Origin of the sequence: Cupriavidus pampae (genome assembly GCF_914271485.1) — a bacterium.
In the GTDB taxonomy this organism is placed as follows: Bacteria; Pseudomonadota; Gammaproteobacteria; order Burkholderiales; family Burkholderiaceae; genus Cupriavidus; species Cupriavidus pampae.
This window is the reverse complement of the sequence record NZ_CAJZAG010000008.1, coordinates 282,113-299,743: the sequence shown is the minus strand read 5'-3', so window position 1 is coordinate 299,743 and position 17,631 is coordinate 282,113. Positions and strand designations below refer to the sequence as shown.

The 17,631-nt window shown below is 65.2% G+C and carries 18 protein-coding genes; 8 read left to right on the top strand and 10 right to left on the bottom strand.

Annotation, left to right across the window (positions count from 1 at the left end; all coding sequences use genetic code 11):
• Window positions 1–5: 5 nt before the first annotated feature.
• Together LDO41_RS21420 and lgt are read left to right on the top strand one after the other, a co-directional pair.
• A complete protein-coding gene (locus LDO41_RS21420; protein ID WP_223991827.1) occupies window positions 6–959 on the top strand; it encodes a LysR family transcriptional regulator in 954 nt (317 codons plus the stop codon).
• Between the two features lie 23 nt (window positions 960–982).
• Window positions 983–1,795, top strand: a complete 813-nt coding sequence (gene lgt / locus LDO41_RS21415) for a prolipoprotein diacylglyceryl transferase (protein ID WP_223991825.1) — start codon at window positions 983–985, stop codon at window positions 1,793–1,795.
• 12 nt (window positions 1,796–1,807) lie between these two features.
• Here the strand turns inward: lgt and LDO41_RS21410 are convergent, their stop codons facing one another.
• From LDO41_RS21410 to LDO41_RS21400, 3 genes are read right to left on the bottom strand one after another with little or no spacing between them, the layout of a single operon-like run.
• Entirely contained in the window at window positions 1,808–2,341 is a 534-nt protein-coding gene (locus tag LDO41_RS21410) for a hypothetical protein (protein WP_223991823.1), read from the bottom strand.
• Window positions 2,338–2,775 carry a DNA polymerase III subunit chi gene (locus tag LDO41_RS21405; RefSeq protein WP_223991821.1) on the bottom strand — a complete coding sequence of 146 codons (438 nt, stop codon included), beginning with the start codon at window positions 2,773–2,775 and terminating at the stop codon, window positions 2,338–2,340. The genes LDO41_RS21410 and LDO41_RS21405 overlap by 4 nt, the downstream gene beginning before the upstream one ends.
• A 25-nt stretch (window positions 2,776–2,800) precedes the next feature.
• Window positions 2,801–4,333, bottom strand: a complete 1,533-nt coding sequence (locus LDO41_RS21400; protein WP_223991819.1) for a leucyl aminopeptidase — start codon at window positions 4,331–4,333, stop codon at window positions 2,801–2,803.
• Window positions 4,334–4,501: 168 nt separating this feature from the next.
• Between LDO41_RS21400 and lptF the strand changes: the two genes are divergently transcribed.
• Genes lptF through LDO41_RS21385 form a run of 3 tightly spaced genes read left to right on the top strand, consistent with a single transcriptional unit; the run spans window position 4,502 to window position 7,210 of the window.
• A complete protein-coding gene (gene lptF / locus LDO41_RS21395) occupies window positions 4,502–5,632 on the top strand; it encodes an LPS export ABC transporter permease LptF (protein WP_223991817.1) in 1,131 nt (376 codons plus the stop codon).
• Window positions 5,629–6,792, top strand: coding sequence for an LPS export ABC transporter permease LptG (gene lptG / locus LDO41_RS21390; RefSeq protein WP_223991816.1), 1,164 nt, complete (start codon window positions 5,629–5,631; stop codon window positions 6,790–6,792). The genes lptF and lptG overlap by 4 nt, the downstream gene beginning before the upstream one ends.
• Before the next feature lie 7 nt (window positions 6,793–6,799).
• Window positions 6,800–7,210 (top strand): sirohydrochlorin chelatase, encoded by a 411-nt coding sequence (locus LDO41_RS21385; RefSeq protein ID WP_223991815.1) that lies wholly within the window; start codon window positions 6,800–6,802, stop codon window positions 7,208–7,210.
• Here LDO41_RS21385 and cobA read toward each other — a convergent pair.
• The 6 genes from cobA to LDO41_RS21355 are packed head-to-tail and all read right to left on the bottom strand — an operon-like array spanning window position 7,183 to window position 13,452.
• Window positions 7,183–7,977: a uroporphyrinogen-III C-methyltransferase gene (gene cobA / locus LDO41_RS21380; protein WP_223991814.1), complete on the bottom strand. Its 795-nt coding sequence runs from the start codon at window positions 7,975–7,977 to the stop codon at window positions 7,183–7,185. The genes LDO41_RS21385 and cobA overlap by 28 nt on opposite strands.
• Before the next feature lie 41 nt (window positions 7,978–8,018).
• Window positions 8,019–9,323, bottom strand: coding sequence for a sulfate adenylyltransferase subunit 1 (locus tag LDO41_RS21375; RefSeq protein WP_223991813.1), 1,305 nt, complete (start codon window positions 9,321–9,323; stop codon window positions 8,019–8,021).
• Between the two features lie 46 nt (window positions 9,324–9,369).
• Complete coding sequence (gene cysD / locus LDO41_RS21370; protein ID WP_223991812.1) at window positions 9,370–10,353, bottom strand: sulfate adenylyltransferase subunit CysD; 984 nt, start codon at window positions 10,351–10,353, stop codon at window positions 9,370–9,372.
• Between the two features lie 16 nt (window positions 10,354–10,369).
• Window positions 10,370–11,176, bottom strand: a complete 807-nt coding sequence (locus LDO41_RS21365; RefSeq protein ID WP_223991811.1) for a phosphoadenylyl-sulfate reductase — start codon at window positions 11,174–11,176, stop codon at window positions 10,370–10,372.
• Window positions 11,176–11,754 carry a DUF934 domain-containing protein gene (locus tag LDO41_RS21360; RefSeq protein ID WP_223991809.1) on the bottom strand — a complete coding sequence of 193 codons (579 nt, stop codon included), beginning with the start codon at window positions 11,752–11,754 and terminating at the stop codon, window positions 11,176–11,178. Before LDO41_RS21360 ends, LDO41_RS21365 begins: the two co-directional genes overlap by 1 nt.
• A gap of 18 nt (window positions 11,755–11,772) precedes the next feature.
• A complete protein-coding gene (locus tag LDO41_RS21355) occupies window positions 11,773–13,452 on the bottom strand; it encodes a nitrite/sulfite reductase (protein ID WP_223991807.1) in 1,680 nt (559 codons plus the stop codon).
• 199 nt (window positions 13,453–13,651) lie between these two features.
• On the opposite strand from LDO41_RS21355, the gene LDO41_RS21350 reads away from it, so the two are divergent.
• From LDO41_RS21350 to LDO41_RS21340, 3 genes are read left to right on the top strand one after another with little or no spacing between them, the layout of a single operon-like run.
• Window positions 13,652–14,593: a CysB family HTH-type transcriptional regulator gene (locus LDO41_RS21350; RefSeq protein ID WP_223991805.1), complete on the top strand. Its 942-nt coding sequence runs from the start codon at window positions 13,652–13,654 to the stop codon at window positions 14,591–14,593.
• Between the two features lie 22 nt (window positions 14,594–14,615).
• Window positions 14,616–15,794: a methyltransferase gene (locus LDO41_RS21345; protein ID WP_223991803.1), complete on the top strand. Its 1,179-nt coding sequence runs from the start codon at window positions 14,616–14,618 to the stop codon at window positions 15,792–15,794.
• Window positions 15,791–16,660, top strand: a complete 870-nt coding sequence (locus tag LDO41_RS21340) for an NAD(P)-dependent oxidoreductase (RefSeq protein ID WP_223991801.1) — start codon at window positions 15,791–15,793, stop codon at window positions 16,658–16,660. Before LDO41_RS21345 ends, LDO41_RS21340 begins: the two co-directional genes overlap by 4 nt.
• On the opposite strand, the gene LDO41_RS21335 is transcribed toward LDO41_RS21340, so the two are convergent.
• A complete protein-coding gene (locus LDO41_RS21335) occupies window positions 16,661–17,584 on the bottom strand; it encodes an alpha/beta hydrolase (protein ID WP_223991799.1) in 924 nt (307 codons plus the stop codon).
• Window positions 17,585–17,631 lie beyond the last annotated feature (47 nt).

Sequence of the window (17,631 nt, the reverse complement as noted above, 5' to 3'; positions counted from 1 at the left end):
CCACGTTGGATCTGCGTCAGCTGCGCTATTTCGTCACCGTCGCGGAGGAGCTGCATTTCGGCCGTGCCGCCCAGCGGCTCGCCATGACGCAACCGCCGCTGTCCCAGCAGATCCAGGCGCTGGAGGAAGAAATCGGCGTGCGGCTGTTCGCGCGCACGCGCCGCTCGGTGGTCCTGACGCCCGCGGGGCAGCAATGGCTGCCCGAAGTACGGCGGGTGCTGGCCGATGCGGGCGCGCTGCCGGCGCTCGCGCAACGCTTCGCGCGCGGCGAGATCGGGTCGCTCACGCTCGCGTTCGTCAGCACGGCGGACTACGGCATCCTGCCCGATCTGCTGCGGCATTTCCGCGCGCGCCACCCCGAGGTGCAGCTCCATCTGCGCGAAGCCACCAGCGACGTGCAGTTCGACGCGCTGATCGACGGCACCATCGATGCGGGGCTCGTGATCCGCCCGCAGATGCCCGTGATGCCGCATGGGCTCTCGTATCTGCCGCTCGTGCGCGAGCCGCTTGTGCTCGCGGTGCCCGATGGCTGGCGACCGGTGGGCCATGCCCCGGGCACGCCGATGCCAGCCGCGATTGCGCTGCGCGATGCCGCGCACGAACCGCTCATCGTCTTTCCGCGGAGAAGTGCGCCAGCGTTTTATGACATCATTACGGGCTACTATGCGCGCGAGGGTCTGACGCCCACGGTCGCGCAGGAAGCCATTCAGATGCAAACCATCGTCAGTCTGGTGTCGGCTGGCATGGGCGTGGCGCTCGTGCCCGCGTCGCTGTGCAACCTGCGGCGGACCGGGGTTTCGTATCTCGCGTTGCGCGAGGCGGGTCCCGATATCGAGACCGGGCTGATCTGGCGCGACAGCGCGGCCGGCGTGGCGCCGGTGCTGACGTCGTTTATCGACATCGCGGGCGCCATGGCACTGACGCACGAGGCGGGCATGATGCAGGCTTCCGGCGCATAAAATTTATTCACTCTCTCCCAACCATGCTCGTTCACCCGCAATTCGATCCGGTCGCTATCCACCTGGGACCGCTGGCCATTCGCTGGTACGGTCTCATGTACCTGGCCGGCTTCATCATGTTCCTGTGGTTCGGCCGCCTGCGCGTGCGCCAGCCGCATAATTTCCTGCGCGGCTGGACCACGCGCGATCTGGACGACCTGCTGTTCTTCGGCGTGCTCGGCGTGATCCTCGGCGGGCGGCTTGGCTACGTGCTGTTCTACAAGCCGACCTACTACCTCTCGCATCCGCTCGAGATCTTCAAGGTGTGGGAAGGCGGCATGGCGTTCCATGGCGGCTTCCTGGGCGTGCTGATCGCGGTCTGGGTGTTTGCACGCCTGCGCGACCGCAGCTGGTTCGAGGTCACCGACTTCATCGCGCCGCTGATTCCGTGCGGCCTGGCTGCCGGCCGCATCGGCAATTTCATCAATGGTGAACTGTGGGGCCGCCCGACCGATCTGCCGTGGGGCATGATCTTCCCGCAGGCGGGCGACAACATTCCGCGCCATCCGTCGCAGCTGTATCAATTTGCCGGCGAAGGCGTGGCGTTGTTCATCATCCTGTGGTTCTACTCGCGCAAGCCGCGTCCCACAGCCGCGGTGTCGGGCCTGTTCCTGCTGGGCTACGGTTCGTTCCGCTTCCTCGCCGAATATACGCGGGAACCGGATAACTTCCTGGGTCTGCTGGCGCTGAACTTCTCGATGGGCCAGTGGCTGAGCCTGCCGATGATCCTCGGTGGCATCGTGATGATGGTGTGGGCGTACCGCCGCGCGGGGAACCGCGATACCGCACGCGCCTGAGGAACTTCGCTTTTACATACCGCCCGGGTCACGTTCAATTTCCTCGAGCGTGGCATCGAGCCACTCGACCAGGCGCGCTTCCAGCGCCTGCGTCAGCTCGGCCGCCAGCTGAGCGGTCAGCGGCGCCAGCCGCGATTGCAGCGTCGCCTCGGTATGCGCCTCCACGACCTGCGGCCATTCGGTGCGGAACCGCATCATCACGCGCGTCAGCAACTCGCTGCGCACCGCGCGCAGGTCGTCTTCGCCGGATAGATACGGTGTAGCGTCGAGAATCGGCGGACTGCCGTCGTCGTCGAGGTCGACCACTTCCGTCAGCTCGACCACATCATCCCGCAAGCCCCTTGGATCGTTGCCGTCGCCCACGTGACCCACCTGCGTGATCACGCCGGAGGCAGGCATGTCGGCGGTGTCGATCACGCCGTCCGCCGGGGCCGCTTCCGCATGGCCCGCGGGCAGGTCGATGACCTCCGTCAGCAGCGGAATGCTGTCGTTGGGCCCGAGCCGCGGAATCACCCGCGAAGTCGTCGAGGTGGGGCGCTCACTCATGCCGACTCTCCTTTGGCGGACTGCCCGATGTCGTGATGCGAGAGCGGATAGCCACGCTCGCGATAGAAACGATAACGCGCGCGACCCGCGTCGCGCGCTTCCGGCGAGGCGCCGACCACTTCGATCATGCGCTCGAAGCGCGCAAACTCCGCCGGCGCTTCCGCCTCGAGGTTGATCAGGATCTGGTGGTGCGGCAACCCTTCGAGCGTCGCCGCCAGCACGATCGGCGTCACCGCCGCCTGCGGGCTGTCGAGCCCGCAATGCGGCAGGAAGTCGAGCGCGGAGAACGTCCACAGCCGCTGGTCCAGCTGCGACAGCTGTTGCGGCGAGCCATGCACCACCATCTTCTGCCCGGCGCCATAGGCCTTGCGAACCAGCCGGCAGACATAGCCAAGCGTGTCCGGCACGTTGCTGTGGAAGTCGATACGCGTCATCGTTCTGGCTCCGCTCCCGCGCCCGTCAGCCTGCGCGGTCCATCAGGAAGCGCGCCAGCAGCGGCACCGGACGGCCCGTGGCACCCTTGGCCGCGCCGCTCTTCCAGGCGGTACCCGCGATGTCCAGGTGAGCCCAGTCGTACTTCTCCGTGTAACGCGCGAGGAAGCACGCCGCCGTCACGCTGCCCGCCGGACGGCCGCCAATGTTCGCCATATCGGCGAAATTGGACTTGAGCTGGTCCTGATACTCGTCGTCCAGCGGCAGGCGCCAGGCGGTGTCCATCGACTTCTTGCCCGCGTCGAGCAGCTGGTCGGCCAGCAGGTCGTTGCGCGCGTACAGGCCGCTGTTCACGTGCCCGAGCGCGATGATGCACGCACCCGTCAGCGTGGCGACGTCCACCACCGCGGCCGGCTTGAAACGCTCGACGTAGGTCAGCGCATCGCACAGGATCAGGCGGCCTTCGGCGTCGGTGTTCAGGATCTCGATGGTCTGGCCGGACATGCTGGTCACCACGTCGCCCGGCTTGGTGGCCACGCCACTCGGCATGTTCTCGCAGGTCGGCACCACGGCAATCACGTTCAGGCGCAGGCCCATCTCGGCCACGGCCTGGATGGTGCCCAGCACGGACGCGGCGCCGCACATGTCGTACTTCATTTCATCCATGCCTTCGCCCGGCTTCAGCGAAATGCCGCCGGTATCGAACGTGATGCCCTTGCCCACGAGTACCACCGGCGCCTGCTTGGCACCGCCGCCGTCGTAGCGCAGCACGATGAACTGGGGCGGCTCCTCGCTGCCCTTGGTCACGGCCAGGAATGCGCCCATCTTGAGCGATTCGATCTGCTTGCGGCCAAGAATCTCGGCCTTGAGCTTGTGGCGCTTGGCAATACCGCGCGCGGCATCGGCCAGATAGGTCGGCGTGCAGATATTGGACGGCAGGTTGCCGAGATCGCGCGCGAGGTCCATGCCATTGGCGATCGCGGTACCGCGCACCACGGCCTGGGTGGCCGCCTTGGCGTCGGCAGTGTCCACGGCCAGCACGATCTTGCGCAGCGACGGGCGGTCGGCGCCATTGGCACCGCGCGGCGCGCGCTTGAGGTCCGGATGGCGCTCCAGCAGGCGGTAGCCGGCGTCGCGCACGAGCGTGATGGTGGTAATCACCGACCAGGCCACGTCGCGTTGGGTCGGGTTCTGCGGCGCCAGCGCCCACAGTGCGGTCGCCGCGCGCGTGCCGGACAGCGCACGAATCGCGGTACGCACCGCTTCCGCGAACGCCTTGTCGTGAAAGTCGGGCTCCTTGCCTAAACCCACGAGCAGGACGCGGGCTGCCCCGATACCGGGGACTTCGTGCAACATCAGGTGCGTCCCGCGCTTGCCTTCGAAGTCGCCCTGCTTGACCAGACGCGTCACCAGCCCCTTGGTGGCTACATCCAGCGCCTTGGCCACGCCGGCCAGGTTCTGGCCTTCAAATACACCGACCACGAGGCAGTCGGTTTTGGTCGCCAGGAAACCATTTTGGCCGGCCTTGGCCCAATCTAGGGCTTTTGTGCTAAATTCCATCGCGCTTCCTTCCAGGGGCTCGTCGAAAAGAAAGCCCCCATTATCCGCGATTTTCATCCGCGACTCGCCGCCGCCGACACGCCACGCTGACAGCCCCGCGGTCCTGCCAGCTTCCTCGGCGCCCCGGCACATCGCCCGCTCCGGCCGGCAGCCCGGAACCGACTCCGCATGATCTTTCAACAAGCTCTGCGACGCGAGCTCGCGTACACCGCCGGTGCGGTGTTCCTGGTCATGCTGACCTTCATGCTCACGTCGCTCGTCATCCGCATCCTGGGGCTTGCCGCCAACGGCAAGGCCAGCCCCAACGACGTGCTGATGCTGATCGGCCTGGCGACCATTGGTTACCTCTCGATCCTGCTGTCCGCCACGCTGTTCATCTCGACGCTGATCGTGCTGACGCGCTGGTACAAGGATTCGGAGATGGTGGTGTGGTTCTCCGCCGGCATCTCGCTGCGGGACTTCGTCAAGCCCGTGGTGCAGTTCGCCACGCCGTTCATCATCATGTCCCTGCTGCTGGGTATGTTCGCGTGGCCATGGGCCAACCAGCAAAGCGCGTTGTTTCGCGACCGCTTCCAGCAGCGCGGCGTGCTGTCGATGATCGCCTCGGGCCGTTTCATCGAACCGGCCAACGGCAACTACGTGTTGTTCATCGAAGGCATCGACGCGCAGATGAAGAACGCGCAAAACGTGTTCGTCGCCAACGCGGAAGCCAACAAGGTGGGCGTGGCGCTATCCCATCAGGGCCACTTCGAGACCATGCCCAATGGCGACCGCCTCGTTGTGATGGAAAACGGTCGCCGCTACGCGGGCACGCCGGGCCAGCTCGACTACCGCATCCTCGAATTCGAACGCTATGCGGTCAAGGTCGACAACAAGCCGCCCGAGACCGAAGCCGACGTGCCCGCCAAGAGCCGTGCCACGATGGATCTGGTGCGTAATCCCACGCGCGAGAACCTCGGTGAGCTGCTCTGGCGCATCTCGCTGCCGATTCTGGCCTTCAACTTCGTGATGATCGCGATTCCGCTCGCGTACGTGAACCCGCGCCTCGGCCGGTACACGCCGCTGGTCTTCGCGGTGCTGATCTATCTGACCTACAGCAACATGATCAACCTCGCGCAGGCCTGGGTGCGCTCGGGCTCGCTGTCATTCTGGACCGCGCTTTGGCCGATCCACGTGGCGGTATTCGTCGGCGCGCTCATGATGTTCCGCTACCGTCAGAATCGCAGCCTCGGTGGCTGGCGCGCGGTGTTCGGTCTGGGTAGCCGCGCCAGCAGCAAGACGGGCGGAGGACGCGCATGAGAGTGCTGTACGTCTACGAACGCTACTTCGCCCGCCTGATCTACGGTGTCTTCTCGTTCATCCTGTTCGCGGTGCTCGCGCTGTTCGTGTTCTTCGACATGCTCAGCGAGCTGGAGAGCGTACAAGGCAATTACACGTCGCTGATCGCGTTCTTCCACGTGATGCTCGAAGCGCCGACGCGCGTGTATGAAGTGCTGCCGATCGCGGTGCTGATCAGCGCGATCTATGTGTTCTCGCAACTGGCCAGCCAGTCCGAGTTCACGATCTTCCGCGTGGCCGGCCTCAATACGCGGCGCGCGCTGTTCTCGCTGTTCAAGCTCGCGATTCCGCTGGCGGTCACGACCTTTATCTTCGGCGAGTTCATTGGCCCCGCGGCCGAGCAGTATGCGCAGAAGATCAAGCTGCAGGCGATCGGCGCGACGGTCTCGTCGGGCTTCCGTTCGGGCGTCTGGGTCAAGGATCGCGACAAGGACAACGCACCCGGCAATACCGGCGGCGAAGTGACCCGTTTCGTCAATGTGCAGGGCCTGAAGGCGGACCAGAGCATCAACGGCATCACGATCTACGAATTCGACAGCAACTACCGGCTGCGCGTGATTCGCGTGGCGCAGGAAGGCCGTTATCAGGGTGGCCAGTCGTGGCAGCTGAATCAGGTCAACGAGACCCGCTTTATTGAATTGCCGCACGAGGAAGGCGCGCGACGCGACGCGCTGGCGCCCGACTTCCGTGCCGAGCAGGCCAAGTTCCCGAACATGGTCATGCATTCCGAACTGACGCCGCAGATCCTGTCCGTGCTGCTGGTCACGCCGGAGCGCATGTCCACGGTGGATCTGTTCCGCTATATCCGCCATTTGCGCGACAACAAGCAGGACACGCAGCGCTACGAGATCGCGTTCTGGAAGAAGGTGGTCTACCCGCTCACGCTCTTCGTGATGGTCGCGCTGGCGCTGCCGTTCGCGTATCTGCATGCGCGCGCGGGCGCGGTGGGCGTCAAGGTGTTCGGCGGCATCATGCTGGGCCTGTCGTTCCACCTGTCCAATACGCTGTTCTCGCACGTCGGCCTGTTGCACACGTGGCCGCCGATCATTTCGGCGCTGGTGCCCGGCACGCTCTACCTGCTGGTGGGCCTGACCGCGTTGCGCTGGGTCGATCGGCATTGAGGGCGATATGACCCCATCGTCCAACGAACCGTCGAACGCGCAGGCCCTGATCCTGTTCGCGCACGGCGCGCGCGATGCGCGCTGGCGCGAGCCGTTCGACCGGCTGCGGGACAAGCTGGCGGTGCTGTTGCCGCACAGCGCGGTGCGGCTCGCGTTTCTGGAGTTGATGACGCCGGCGCTACCCGAGGTACTGGCCGAACTCGCGGCGCAAGGCACCGCGAGCGCGAAGATCGTGCCGGTGTTCTTTGGGCAAGGGGGCCATCTGCGGCGCGATTTCCCGGCCCTCGTGGACCAGTGCCGTCAGCAGTACCCGGATATGCGCATCGACACGGCAACCGCCGTCGGTGAGTCCGACAGCGTGCTGGATGCGATTGCCGCGTATTGCGCGGCTCAGGCTGCCTTGACGGCTTCGGACTGAGTGTCGGCGAGTACCGCTTCGGTCGCGCGCTGACCTAGCGCTTCCCCAATCATCAGCAGGCTCGGCTGGACCGGGTCCATCCATGCCGCGGCTTCGCCGGCGGCCATTTCCCGCAACGTGAACTGGTGGCTGCGCTGACGGGGCGTGGTGGCCGCTTCGACCACCCAGGCGGGGGTAGTAGCGGGCTTGCCGTGCGCGATCAACTGGGCGGCGATACGGGCCGCCTGATCGCGTCCCATGTAGTAGACGATGGTGTCGGCCTTCACGTCAGCATCGACGTCGACCGCGTCGGCAGCCTTGGCCTGCGTGGCAAACGCCACGCTGCGCGACACGCCGCGCTTGGTCAGCGGACGCGCAATCGCACTGGCGGCCGCAAGCGCGGCGGTGATGCCAGGCACCACCTCGTACTCGATGCCAGCCGCTTCCAGCGCCTGCAGCTCCTCGTCGGCGCGGCCGAACAGCATCGGATCCCCACCCTTGAGGCGCACCACGCGCTCGTACTTGGTCGCCAGATCGACGATCTGGCGGTTGATGAACAACTGCGCCGTGGAACGCTGACCGCAGCGCTTCCCCACTTCGATCAATTCGGCCTGCGGGCACCACGCGAGCATCTCTGGCGAGACCAGCGCATCGTGCAGCACGACCTCGGCTTCGCCCAACAACCGTGCACCACGCACCGTAATAAGGTCTGCCGCGCCGGGGCCCGCACCAATCAGGTACACCTTGCCGGCCTTGGGCCGCTTGGCCTTGTCTTGTGGGGAGTTCATGTTCACTGCCTGTTCTTTGTCGGCCTGTCGGCCTTTACCGGTCAGGCATAAGCACGGATCATACCCGCCGCCACCGTGTGATTGGTGGCTTCGTCGATCAGCACGAATGCGCCGGTGGCCGGGTTGTCGCCATAGGCATCGCACACGATCGGCTTCTGCAGCGACAGCTGCACGGCACCGATATCGTTGAGGCGGATGTCATGACGGCCGGTCTCATGCGACAGCGTATGGACGTCGAGCACGCGATCCACCGACGACACGCGCGCGAACACGCTGGCCGTGGTGTGCTTGAGCACGTATTTGCGCGCCGGGTTCAGCGCTTCGTCGTCGAACCAGCACAGGTCGGCAGTCAGCTTTTTCGCGGCCACCGCAGCCGTGTCCGCCGCCACAAACATGTCACCACGCGACACATCCACGTCTTCGGCCAGACGCACGGTCACCGTGTCGCCGGCATGGGCGGCATCGGCGCTGCCGTTCGGCGTCAGCACCTCGGCCACCACGGCATCGCGATTGGCCGGCAGCACGCGCAGCTTCTGGCCCACGCGCACGGTACCCGCTTCCACGCGGCCCGCGTAGCCGCGGAAATCGTCCGATTGCGCGCCGTCCTGGCGAATCACCAGCTGCACCGGGAAACGCAGTGCCGCATCGCCCGCGGGCGCGGACTCCTGCACCGGCAGCGCTTCCAGCAGCGGCAGCAGCGGCTCGCCCTGATACCACGGCATGGCTTCGCTCGCGTGCACGATGTTGTCGCCGCGCAGCGCGGACACCGGCACGTATTGCACGTCCTTCAGGCCCAGTTGCGCGGCCAGCTCGGTGTAGGCGGTGCGAATTTCGTCGAAGCGCTGTTCGCTGAATTCGACGAGGTCCATCTTGTTGATCGCGACGATCACGTGCTGGATCTCCAGCAGCTTGAGGATCGCGGAATGGCGCTTGGTCTGCGCAAGCAGCTCGGCGCGGCCATCCCTGACCGTGACGCGCGTGGCATCGACCAGCACGATGGCCGCATGCGCGGTCGAAGCGCCGGTGACCATGTTGCGCGTGTACTGCTCGTGACCCGGCGTGTCCGCGATGATGAACTTGCGGCGCGCGGTCGAGAAATAGCGGTACGCCACGTCGATCGTGATGCCCTGCTCGCGCTCGGCCTCGAGGCCGTCGGTCAACAGCGAGAAGTCGATCTGCTCGCCCGAGGTGCGCTTGTTCTTGGCGTTGGCCAGCGCGGTCAGCTGATCCGACAGCACAGCCTTGCTGTCATACAGCAGGCGGCCGATCAGCGTGCTCTTGCCATCGTCGACGGAGCCTGCGGTGATGAAGCGCAGCAGGCCTTGATGATTCGATTGGGTGCTCATGTGTAATCCTGTTCCGTACCGCTCAATGGACGCCTGAAGGCAGCTATTAGAAGTAGCCTTCTTTCTTGCGGCGTTCCATGGAAGCTTCGCTGGTCTGGTCGTCCATGCGGGTCGCGCCGCGCTCGGTGATCTCGGTCACCGCGGTCTCCGCGATGATCTCCACCGGCGAGGCTGCCGTGCTTGCCACCGGGCACGTGCAGCTGATATCGCCCACGGTACGGAAGCGGACCGACAGCACTTCGCTCTCGTCGCCATCCTGCTTCGGCGTGATCGGCGTCACCGGCACGAGCAGACCGTTCTTGCGCACCACTTCGCGCTGATGCGCGTAATAGATCGGCGGCAGCGCCAGGTTCTCGCGTGCGATGTACTGCCACACGTCGAGCTCGGTCCAGTTCGAGATCGGGAATACGCGCATCTGTTCGCCCTGCGCCATGCGCGCGTTGTACAGGCTCCACAGTTCGGGGCGTTGCGCCTTCGGATCCCACTGACCGAATTCGTCGCGGAACGAGAAGATGCGCTCTTTCGCGCGGGCCTTCTCTTCGTCGCGGCGCGCGCCACCCATCAGCGCGTCGTACTTATGCGCCTCGATGGTTTCCAGCAGCGTCACGGCCTGCGCCGCGTTGCGCGAATCGGTTTCCTTGCGCAGACGCACGGTGCCGCGCTTGATCGAATCTTCCACATGGCCCACCACCAGGCGCGCGCCAAGCTCGGCCACGCGCTGGTCGCGGAATGCGATCACTTCTGGATAGTTGTGACCGGTGTCGATATGCACCAGCGGAAACGGCAGTTCGGTCTTGCGATCGCCGAGCCGGAACGCCTTGAGCGCCAGGTGCAGCATCACGATCGAATCCTTGCCGCCCGAGAACAGCAGCGCGGGGTTGCGGCACTCGGCCACCACCTCGCGGATGATGTAGATCGACTCGGCTTCGAGTCGGTCCAGATGGTCGTTCTGCACCTGCAGCAGGTGCTCGACGCCGGCGGCAACCTTGTCGGTAACTTCGGTGCCCGGGATTTCGTTCATGATGCCCATGTCGTGTGGCCTCGTTCTAATGCTTGATGTTCTGTTCGTGCAAACCGCATTCCTTGGAGTCCTTCGACTCCCACCACCACCGGCCCGCGCGTACATCCTCGCCAGCCTTGGTAGCGCGCGTACACGGTTCGCAGCCGATGCTCGGATACCCCTTGGCATGCAGCGCGTTGACGGGCACGTCGTGACGCGTCAGGTAGGCCCAGACCTCGGCCTCGCTCCAGTCGGCAAGCGGGTTGAACTTCGGAATGCCACGCGCGTCGTCCACTTCCTCGAATGGCAGCTCCGAGCGCGTCACCGCCTGCTCGCGGCGCTGGCCCGTCATCCACGCATCGGCGTGCGACAGCGCGCGGTTGAGCGGCTCCACCTTGCGAATACCGCAGCAGCTCTTGCGCAGGTCCACGCTCTCGTAGAACGCGTTCTCGCCGTGGCGCTTCACGTAGTTCTCGATCGCTTCCGCGTCAGGCGTGAACTGCTCGATCACGTAGCCGTAGTGCGTGTGCACCTTGTCCAGCACGGCCAGCGTTTCGGCGTGCAGACGGCCGGTGTTGAGCGTGAATACGCGAATGCCGGTGCGCACGGCATCGCCGCCACGCAGGATGGCGTCCGTCAGCACCATGTCCTCGGCGGCCAGGCTCGTGGCGAAGCGCGCGCGGAAGAAGCGCGACGCGATGCCTGCAAGCCGTTCGGCGAGCGCGCGCTCCTTGACTTCGAGCGCCTCGATCGAGCCCGTGTACAGCGGCATCGTCCACAGCGCTGGGGGGCGCAGGGACGACACCTCTGCCGAGGCATCAACGACGGGAATGTCGGACAGCACGGCGCTCATTACGCGCCCTCTCCGTGCGCCGTCACTTCCGCGCGGGCGCGGCGGAACAGCGGCAGCGGCTCATCGACCGAAGCCTGATAGGCCACGGTGAATTCGGTAAAGCCCTTGATCGCGTCGTCGATGTTCTTGTCCGCGCGCACCGCGAACGCATCGAAGCCGCAACGCTTCATGAAGTTGAGCTGGTCGCGCAGCACATCACCGATCGCGCGCAACTGCCCCGCCCAGTGATAGCGCGTGCGCAGCAGATAGGCCGTGGAGAAGCCGCGGCCATCGCGGAACACCGGGAAGTCCACCGCAATCACCGACACCTGCTTGAACAGTGCCTCGGCATCGGCCGGTTCGTCTTCCGGGGCCAGCCACACGCCGGTGATGGCCTGGGCGCGGCCAGCCAGCAGCGCTTCATGCGACTTCCACACCGACAGCGGGAACAGCACCGCGTCCGTGCTCTTGACCGCGGCGACGATGCGCGCATCGTCGAGCGGTTCGGCTTCGGTCGCGCGCAGCACGGTCCAGTTGTCTTCGACGATGACCGGACGGACTTCCGTGGCGCTGCGTTGCAGTTGAATGATCTTTGCCATGTTCGTTTTCTCCGGTCTTCAGGCTTCAGCGCGCTCGCGCTGCTTGTCGGCGTACACGCGTTCCTTGAACGGCGCGATACCGATGCGCGCAAGCGTCTGGATGAACTGCTCGTCTTCCACGCGGTTGGCCACGAACGTGTCGATGATGCGGCTGACGACGTCAGGCATTTCCTCGGCGCTGAACGACGGGCCGATGACCTTGCCCAGCGAGGCGTGGTTGCCCTGCGCGCCGCCCAACGTCACCTGATACCACTCGGAACCGTCCTTATCGACGCCGAGCACGCCGATGTTGCCGACGTGGTGATGGCCGCAGGCGTTGATGCAACCGGAGATATTCAGCGAGACTTCGCCGAGGTCGTACACGTAGTCGAGGTCCTCGAAGCGCTCCTGGATCGCGGCCGCGATCGGCAGCGACTTGGCGTTGGCCAGCGAGCAGAAGTCGCCGCCCGGGCACGCGATGATGTCGGTCAGCAGGCCGATGTTCGCGGTGGCCAGGCCAGCCTTCTTCGCCAGTTGCCACAGGTCGAACAGATCGCGCTTCTTCACGTCCGGCAGGATCAGGTTCTGCTCGTGCGCCACGCGCAGTTCGCCAAAACCAAAGCGGTCGGCCAGATCGGCCACCGCATCCATCTGCACATCGGTGGCGTCGCCCGGGGGCGACGCGGGACCCGGCTTGGTCGACAGCGTCACGGCCGCGTAGCCGGTCACCTTGTGGCCATGCACGTTACGGCTGACCCAGCGCGCGAACGCCTTGTCCTCGAGCAGGTGCTTCTCGTACGAAGCATCGGTATCCGGCAGCTTGTCGTAGGCCGGGGCGGTGAAGTACTGCGCCACGCGGTCGAACTCGGCCTGCGTGACCGTGCCTGGACCGTCCTTGCTGAACTGCCATTCCTCCTCGACTTCTTGCGCGAATTTCTCCGCGCCGATCGCCTTCACGAGGATCTTGATACGCGCCTTGTACTTGTTGTCGCGACGGCCATAGCGGTTGTACACGCGAATCGCCGACTCGACGTACGACAGCACGTGCTGCCACGGCAGGTCGTCCTTGATCACGGTGCCGAGGATCGGCGTGCGGCCCAGGCCGCCACCGGCCCAGATGCGCATGCGCGTCTCGCCTTCGGCATTGCGGTAAGCCTCGATGCCGATATCGTGCATCTGGATCACGGCACGATCGGTCGCCGACGACGAGATGGCGATCTTGAACTTGCGCGGCAGGAACGCGAATTCCGGCTGGAACGTGCTCCACTGGCGCAGCAGTTCGGCCAGCACGCGCGGATCGACGTACTCGTCCGGCGCCACGCCGGCAAAGTGGTCGGTCGTGATGTTGCGCACGCAGTTGCCCGAGGTCTGGATGCCGTGCATCTCGACGCTGGCGAGATCGGCCAGCACGTCGGGCACGCGCTCGAGGTCCATCCAGTTGTACTGGATGTTCTGACGCGTCGAGAAATGGCCGTAGCCGCGGTCGTACTTGCGCGCGATATGGGCAAGCATGCGCAGCTGCTTCGACGACAGCAGGCCGTACGGAATGGCCACGCGCAGCATGTACGCATGCCGCTGCATGTACAGGCCGTTCTGCAAGCGCAGCGGCAGGAATTCTTCCTCGCTCAGCTCGCCCGAAACACGGCGTTGAACCTGGTCACGGAACTGGGCAACGCGCTCGTTGACGATGCGTTGGTCATATTGGTCGTACTGATACATGGTGTGGGTCCGTTCAGTATTCGTCGTAAATTCGAGCGATGCTCAGCTGCTGGGCCCCGTCGTCAGGTAGCTCGGGCGCCCGCGGGGGCGGCGCGCGAAGAGACACTGGGCCATTCATTAACAAAGTTCGCAAATCGTAATAAACTGGCCTCATATCTCAAACTAATAAGAAGTTGTTTGTTTATACGACCCAAGTTATATGAATCTGCACCAGTTCCGTTTCGTCCGTGAGGCCGTCCGTCAGAATTACAACCTGACCGAGGCCGCAAAAGCGCTTTATACGTCACAACCCGGCGTATCGAAGGCCATTATCGAGCTGGAAGAGGAGCTGGGTGTCGATATCTTCACGCGACACGGCAAGCGCATTCGCAGCCTGACCGAGCCCGGGCGCCGTATCCTCACCTCGGTGGAGAAGATCCTGCAGGAGGTCGAGAGCCTCAAGCGTGTCGGCAAGGACTATGCGGCACAGGATCAGGGCAACTTTACGATCGCTACCACGCACACGCAGGCGCGTTATGCATTGCCGCGCGTGGTTGGGGAGTTCACCAAGCGCTATCCAAAAGTGCGTCTTTCCATACAGCAGGGCAATCCGGCGCAGATCGCCGACATGGTCTTGCACGACCAGGCCGACATCGCGATCGCGACCGAGGGGGTCTCGCAGGACAAGAATCTCGTGTCGCTGCCCGGTTATCAATGGCAGCATGTGGTGGTAACGCCACCCGATCATCCGCTGCTCGAGCGCAAGCACCTGACGCTCGAGGATCTGATGGCGTTCCCGCTGATTACTTACGACCCCAACTTCGCAGGCCGGCCCAAGATCGACAAGGCGTTTGCCTTGCGCCAGCTGCAGCCGGACATCGTGCTCGAGGCCGTGGATGCCGACGTGATCAAGACCTATGTCGAGATCGGCCTCGGCGTCGGCATCGTCGCGGGCGTGGCGTTCGATGCCGAACGCGACCGCAACCTGCGCAGCATCCCGGCTGGCCACCTGTTCGGCACCAACGTGACCCATCTGGCCGTCAAGCAAGGTGCCTACCTGCGTAGCTTCGTCTATACCTTCATCGAGCTCTTCTCGCCGATGCTGAACCGCAAGCTCGTGGAGCAGGCGATGTCCGGCGACCACGAAGCCTATGAACTTTGACCGGTACCCGTCTTAATTCCGTATGACCCTCAACTCCACCGAATCCACCATCCACTGGACCGAGGACGACGCCGAGCGCAGCGCGCTCTGGCGCTCCGAAGCCGGAGTGCCCGCGCCCAAGCGCGTGGTCATTGCCGACGACACCACCACCGCCGACACGGCCTATCGCCTTGCCTGCGAGGGCACCGCGCTGCTGTGGCGTGGCGACTTCCAGAATGCGCGGCAGTTGCTGCAGGCGATGGCGCGGCGCACCGACCGCAAACCCAAGCGGCCCGCCAAGGCCGCCGCAAAGGCGCCTGCCAACGTGACCGAGGCCTTCCACCTGCATCGGCTGGCGCAATCGCAGCGCGCGCGCACGCTCGGCATGCTGCTGATTCCGTTCGATGCGGACCATTCGATTCCGCTGCGCCGCGCGCCTGACGTGTACGAGGCTTGCTCGCAGGCCCATGGCGACAGCGACGCGCCGTATGTGTCGTCGCTGCGCGAACTGCTGGGCATGATTGGCGCCTATGAATGGCGTCGCAAGGGCGTCGAGGTACCCGCACTGCAGGACCGCATTCACCCGTGGTACGGCGTGTTCTCGCCCGTGCGCGGCGAGTACCTAGACCTCATTGCGGCGGAGCCGCTGCCGAAGGGGCTGGCGAAGCAATCGCTTGCGTTCGATATCGGCACCGGGACTGGCGTGATTGCCGCGGTGCTTGCGCGGCGTGGTGTGAAACGCGTGATCGCGACCGATCAGGATCCGCGCGCGCTCGGCTGTGCGCGCGCCAATCTCGCGCAACTCGGTCATGACAAGGATGTCGAGGTGGTCGAGGCCGACCTGTTCCCGCCCGGCCGCGCGCCGCTGGTGGTGTGCAATCCGCCGTGGGTACCGGCACGGCCGAGCTCGCCGATCGAGCATGCGGTGTTCGACCCCGAGAGCCGCATGTTGCGGGGCTTCCTGGCTGGCCTGGCCGAGCATCTGGAGCCAGGTGGCGAAGGCTGGCTGCTGCTGTCGGATTTTGCCGAGCATCTGGGCCTGCGCACGCGCGAGGAACTGCTGGGCTGGATCGAGGCGGCGGGGCTGACCGTGGCGGGCCGCTCGGATATCCGCCCGCGTCACCCCAAGGCGGCGGATGCCGAAGATCCCCTGCACGCGGCGCGTGCAGCCGAGCTGACGTCGCTGTGGAAGCTGCGCGCCAGGCAGGAGAGCGCGTCATGACGACCGTTGCATTTATCGGCCTGGGCGCGATGGGCGCGCCGATGGTCGGGCATTTGATCGCCGCTGGCCACACCGTGCGCGCCTCCGTGCGCCGTCCGGAAGCGGCCGAGACCGCGCGCCAATTGGGCGCCGAACCGTTCTTCACCCACGCCGAGGCCGCGCGCGGCGCGGAAGTGGTGTTCACCAACGTCACCTCTTCCGAGGACGTGCGCGAGGTATTGCTCGGCAAGCAAGGCGTGGCCGATGGCGCCACGCCGGGCACGATCTGCATCGACCACAGCACGATCTCGCCGATCGTCACGCGCGAGATTGCAGCGGCGCTGGCCGCGCGCGGCCTCGAGGCGCTTGACTGTCCGGTGTCAGGCGGCACCATCGGTGCGCAGGCGGCCACGTTGACCATCATGGTCGGCGGCCGCGAGGAGACGCTGGAACGCGTGCGGCCGCTGCTGGCCGTGCTCGGCAAGCACATCAACTACATCGGCGATCATGGCGCTGGCCAGGTGGCCAAGCTGTGCAACCAGATCGCGCAGGTGGTCAATATCGAAGGCATCGCGGAAGCGATGCGCTTTGCGGGCGCGCAGGGCGTGGACACGCAACGCGTGTTCGATGCCATGGCGAGTGGTTTTGCGGGTAGCCGCATGCTCGATCTGCTGGGCCCGAAGATGGTGACGCGCAACTTTGCGCCGGGCATGGAGGCGCGCCTGCACTACAAGGATTTCGGGCTGGCCAACGGCATCGCCGAGGAACTCGGGCTGCCGCTGCCCGCCATGCGTGCAACCGCGGCACAACTCGACAAGCTGATCGACAACGGCTGGGGCAAGGACGATACGTCTTCGCTGCTGCGCGTGTTGGAGAGCGACAAGTAGTTATACAGCGCCAACCATCGCGAGAATCGCACGCAGCAACGGCGTGCCCTCGCGCGCGAGGTCGTCCATCGCGTTGAAATGATGGCGCCCCGGCAACGGCACGTCCTCGCGCACGTTGTCCGGCCATGCGGCGCGGATCAGCGCGTTCTGACGGTGAAACTCGCTCGACTCGATCTCGCCCACGGCCGTGATGAACGGCGCGTTGGTCGCTGGCTTCAGGTAAGCCGGCGACAGCCGCGCCACATCGGCCTCGCTCAATTTCAGATCCGTCTGCAGGAACGCCGCGCGGCGCAGCGGCTCGAGGTCGTACAGCCCGCTGATCGACACCCCGCCCTTGATCAGATCGGCCGGCAGATCGTCTCCAAGCTGCGGCCACAGCGCGGCCATCAGCATCGCCACCAGATGGCCGCCCACCGAATGCCCCGCGATATAAATCCGGTCGCGATCGTGACCCAGCAGATCCGCCTGCCGATACAGCCAGGCTACGCTCTGCAGCACCTGCCGCACGATCGTCTCCACGCTCACAGCGGGGCATAACGAATAGTTGACCACCGCCACCGACACACCCTTGCGCGGCAACTGCGTGGCGACAAAGCTGTGATCGCTCTTGTCGAGCGAGCGGAAGTAGCCCCCGTGGATAAACACCAGCAACGGCGGCCGCGCAAAGTCGATGCTGGTCACCGCAGGGAAGTAGTCCAGCGTCTCGGATTCCGCCTGAGGCGACGACGGATCGCCATAGCCCAGTCCTTCACGGAACGTCACGCGCGCCCGCACCAGCGCGGAGTCCGCGGCCCACCGGGCCATATGCTCAGGATGATCGGGCACGAGCGCGCGGTTGTTGTACGCGTGCGCATAAAAGGCGGGATCCTGCGAGGGCAGTTCGGCAAGACGGGCGAGGTGGGCCAGGGTGGGATGGGCAGACATGGCGTTTCCGTTGAGCTTGGGATCGCGGTGGAGGCGATGTGATGCTA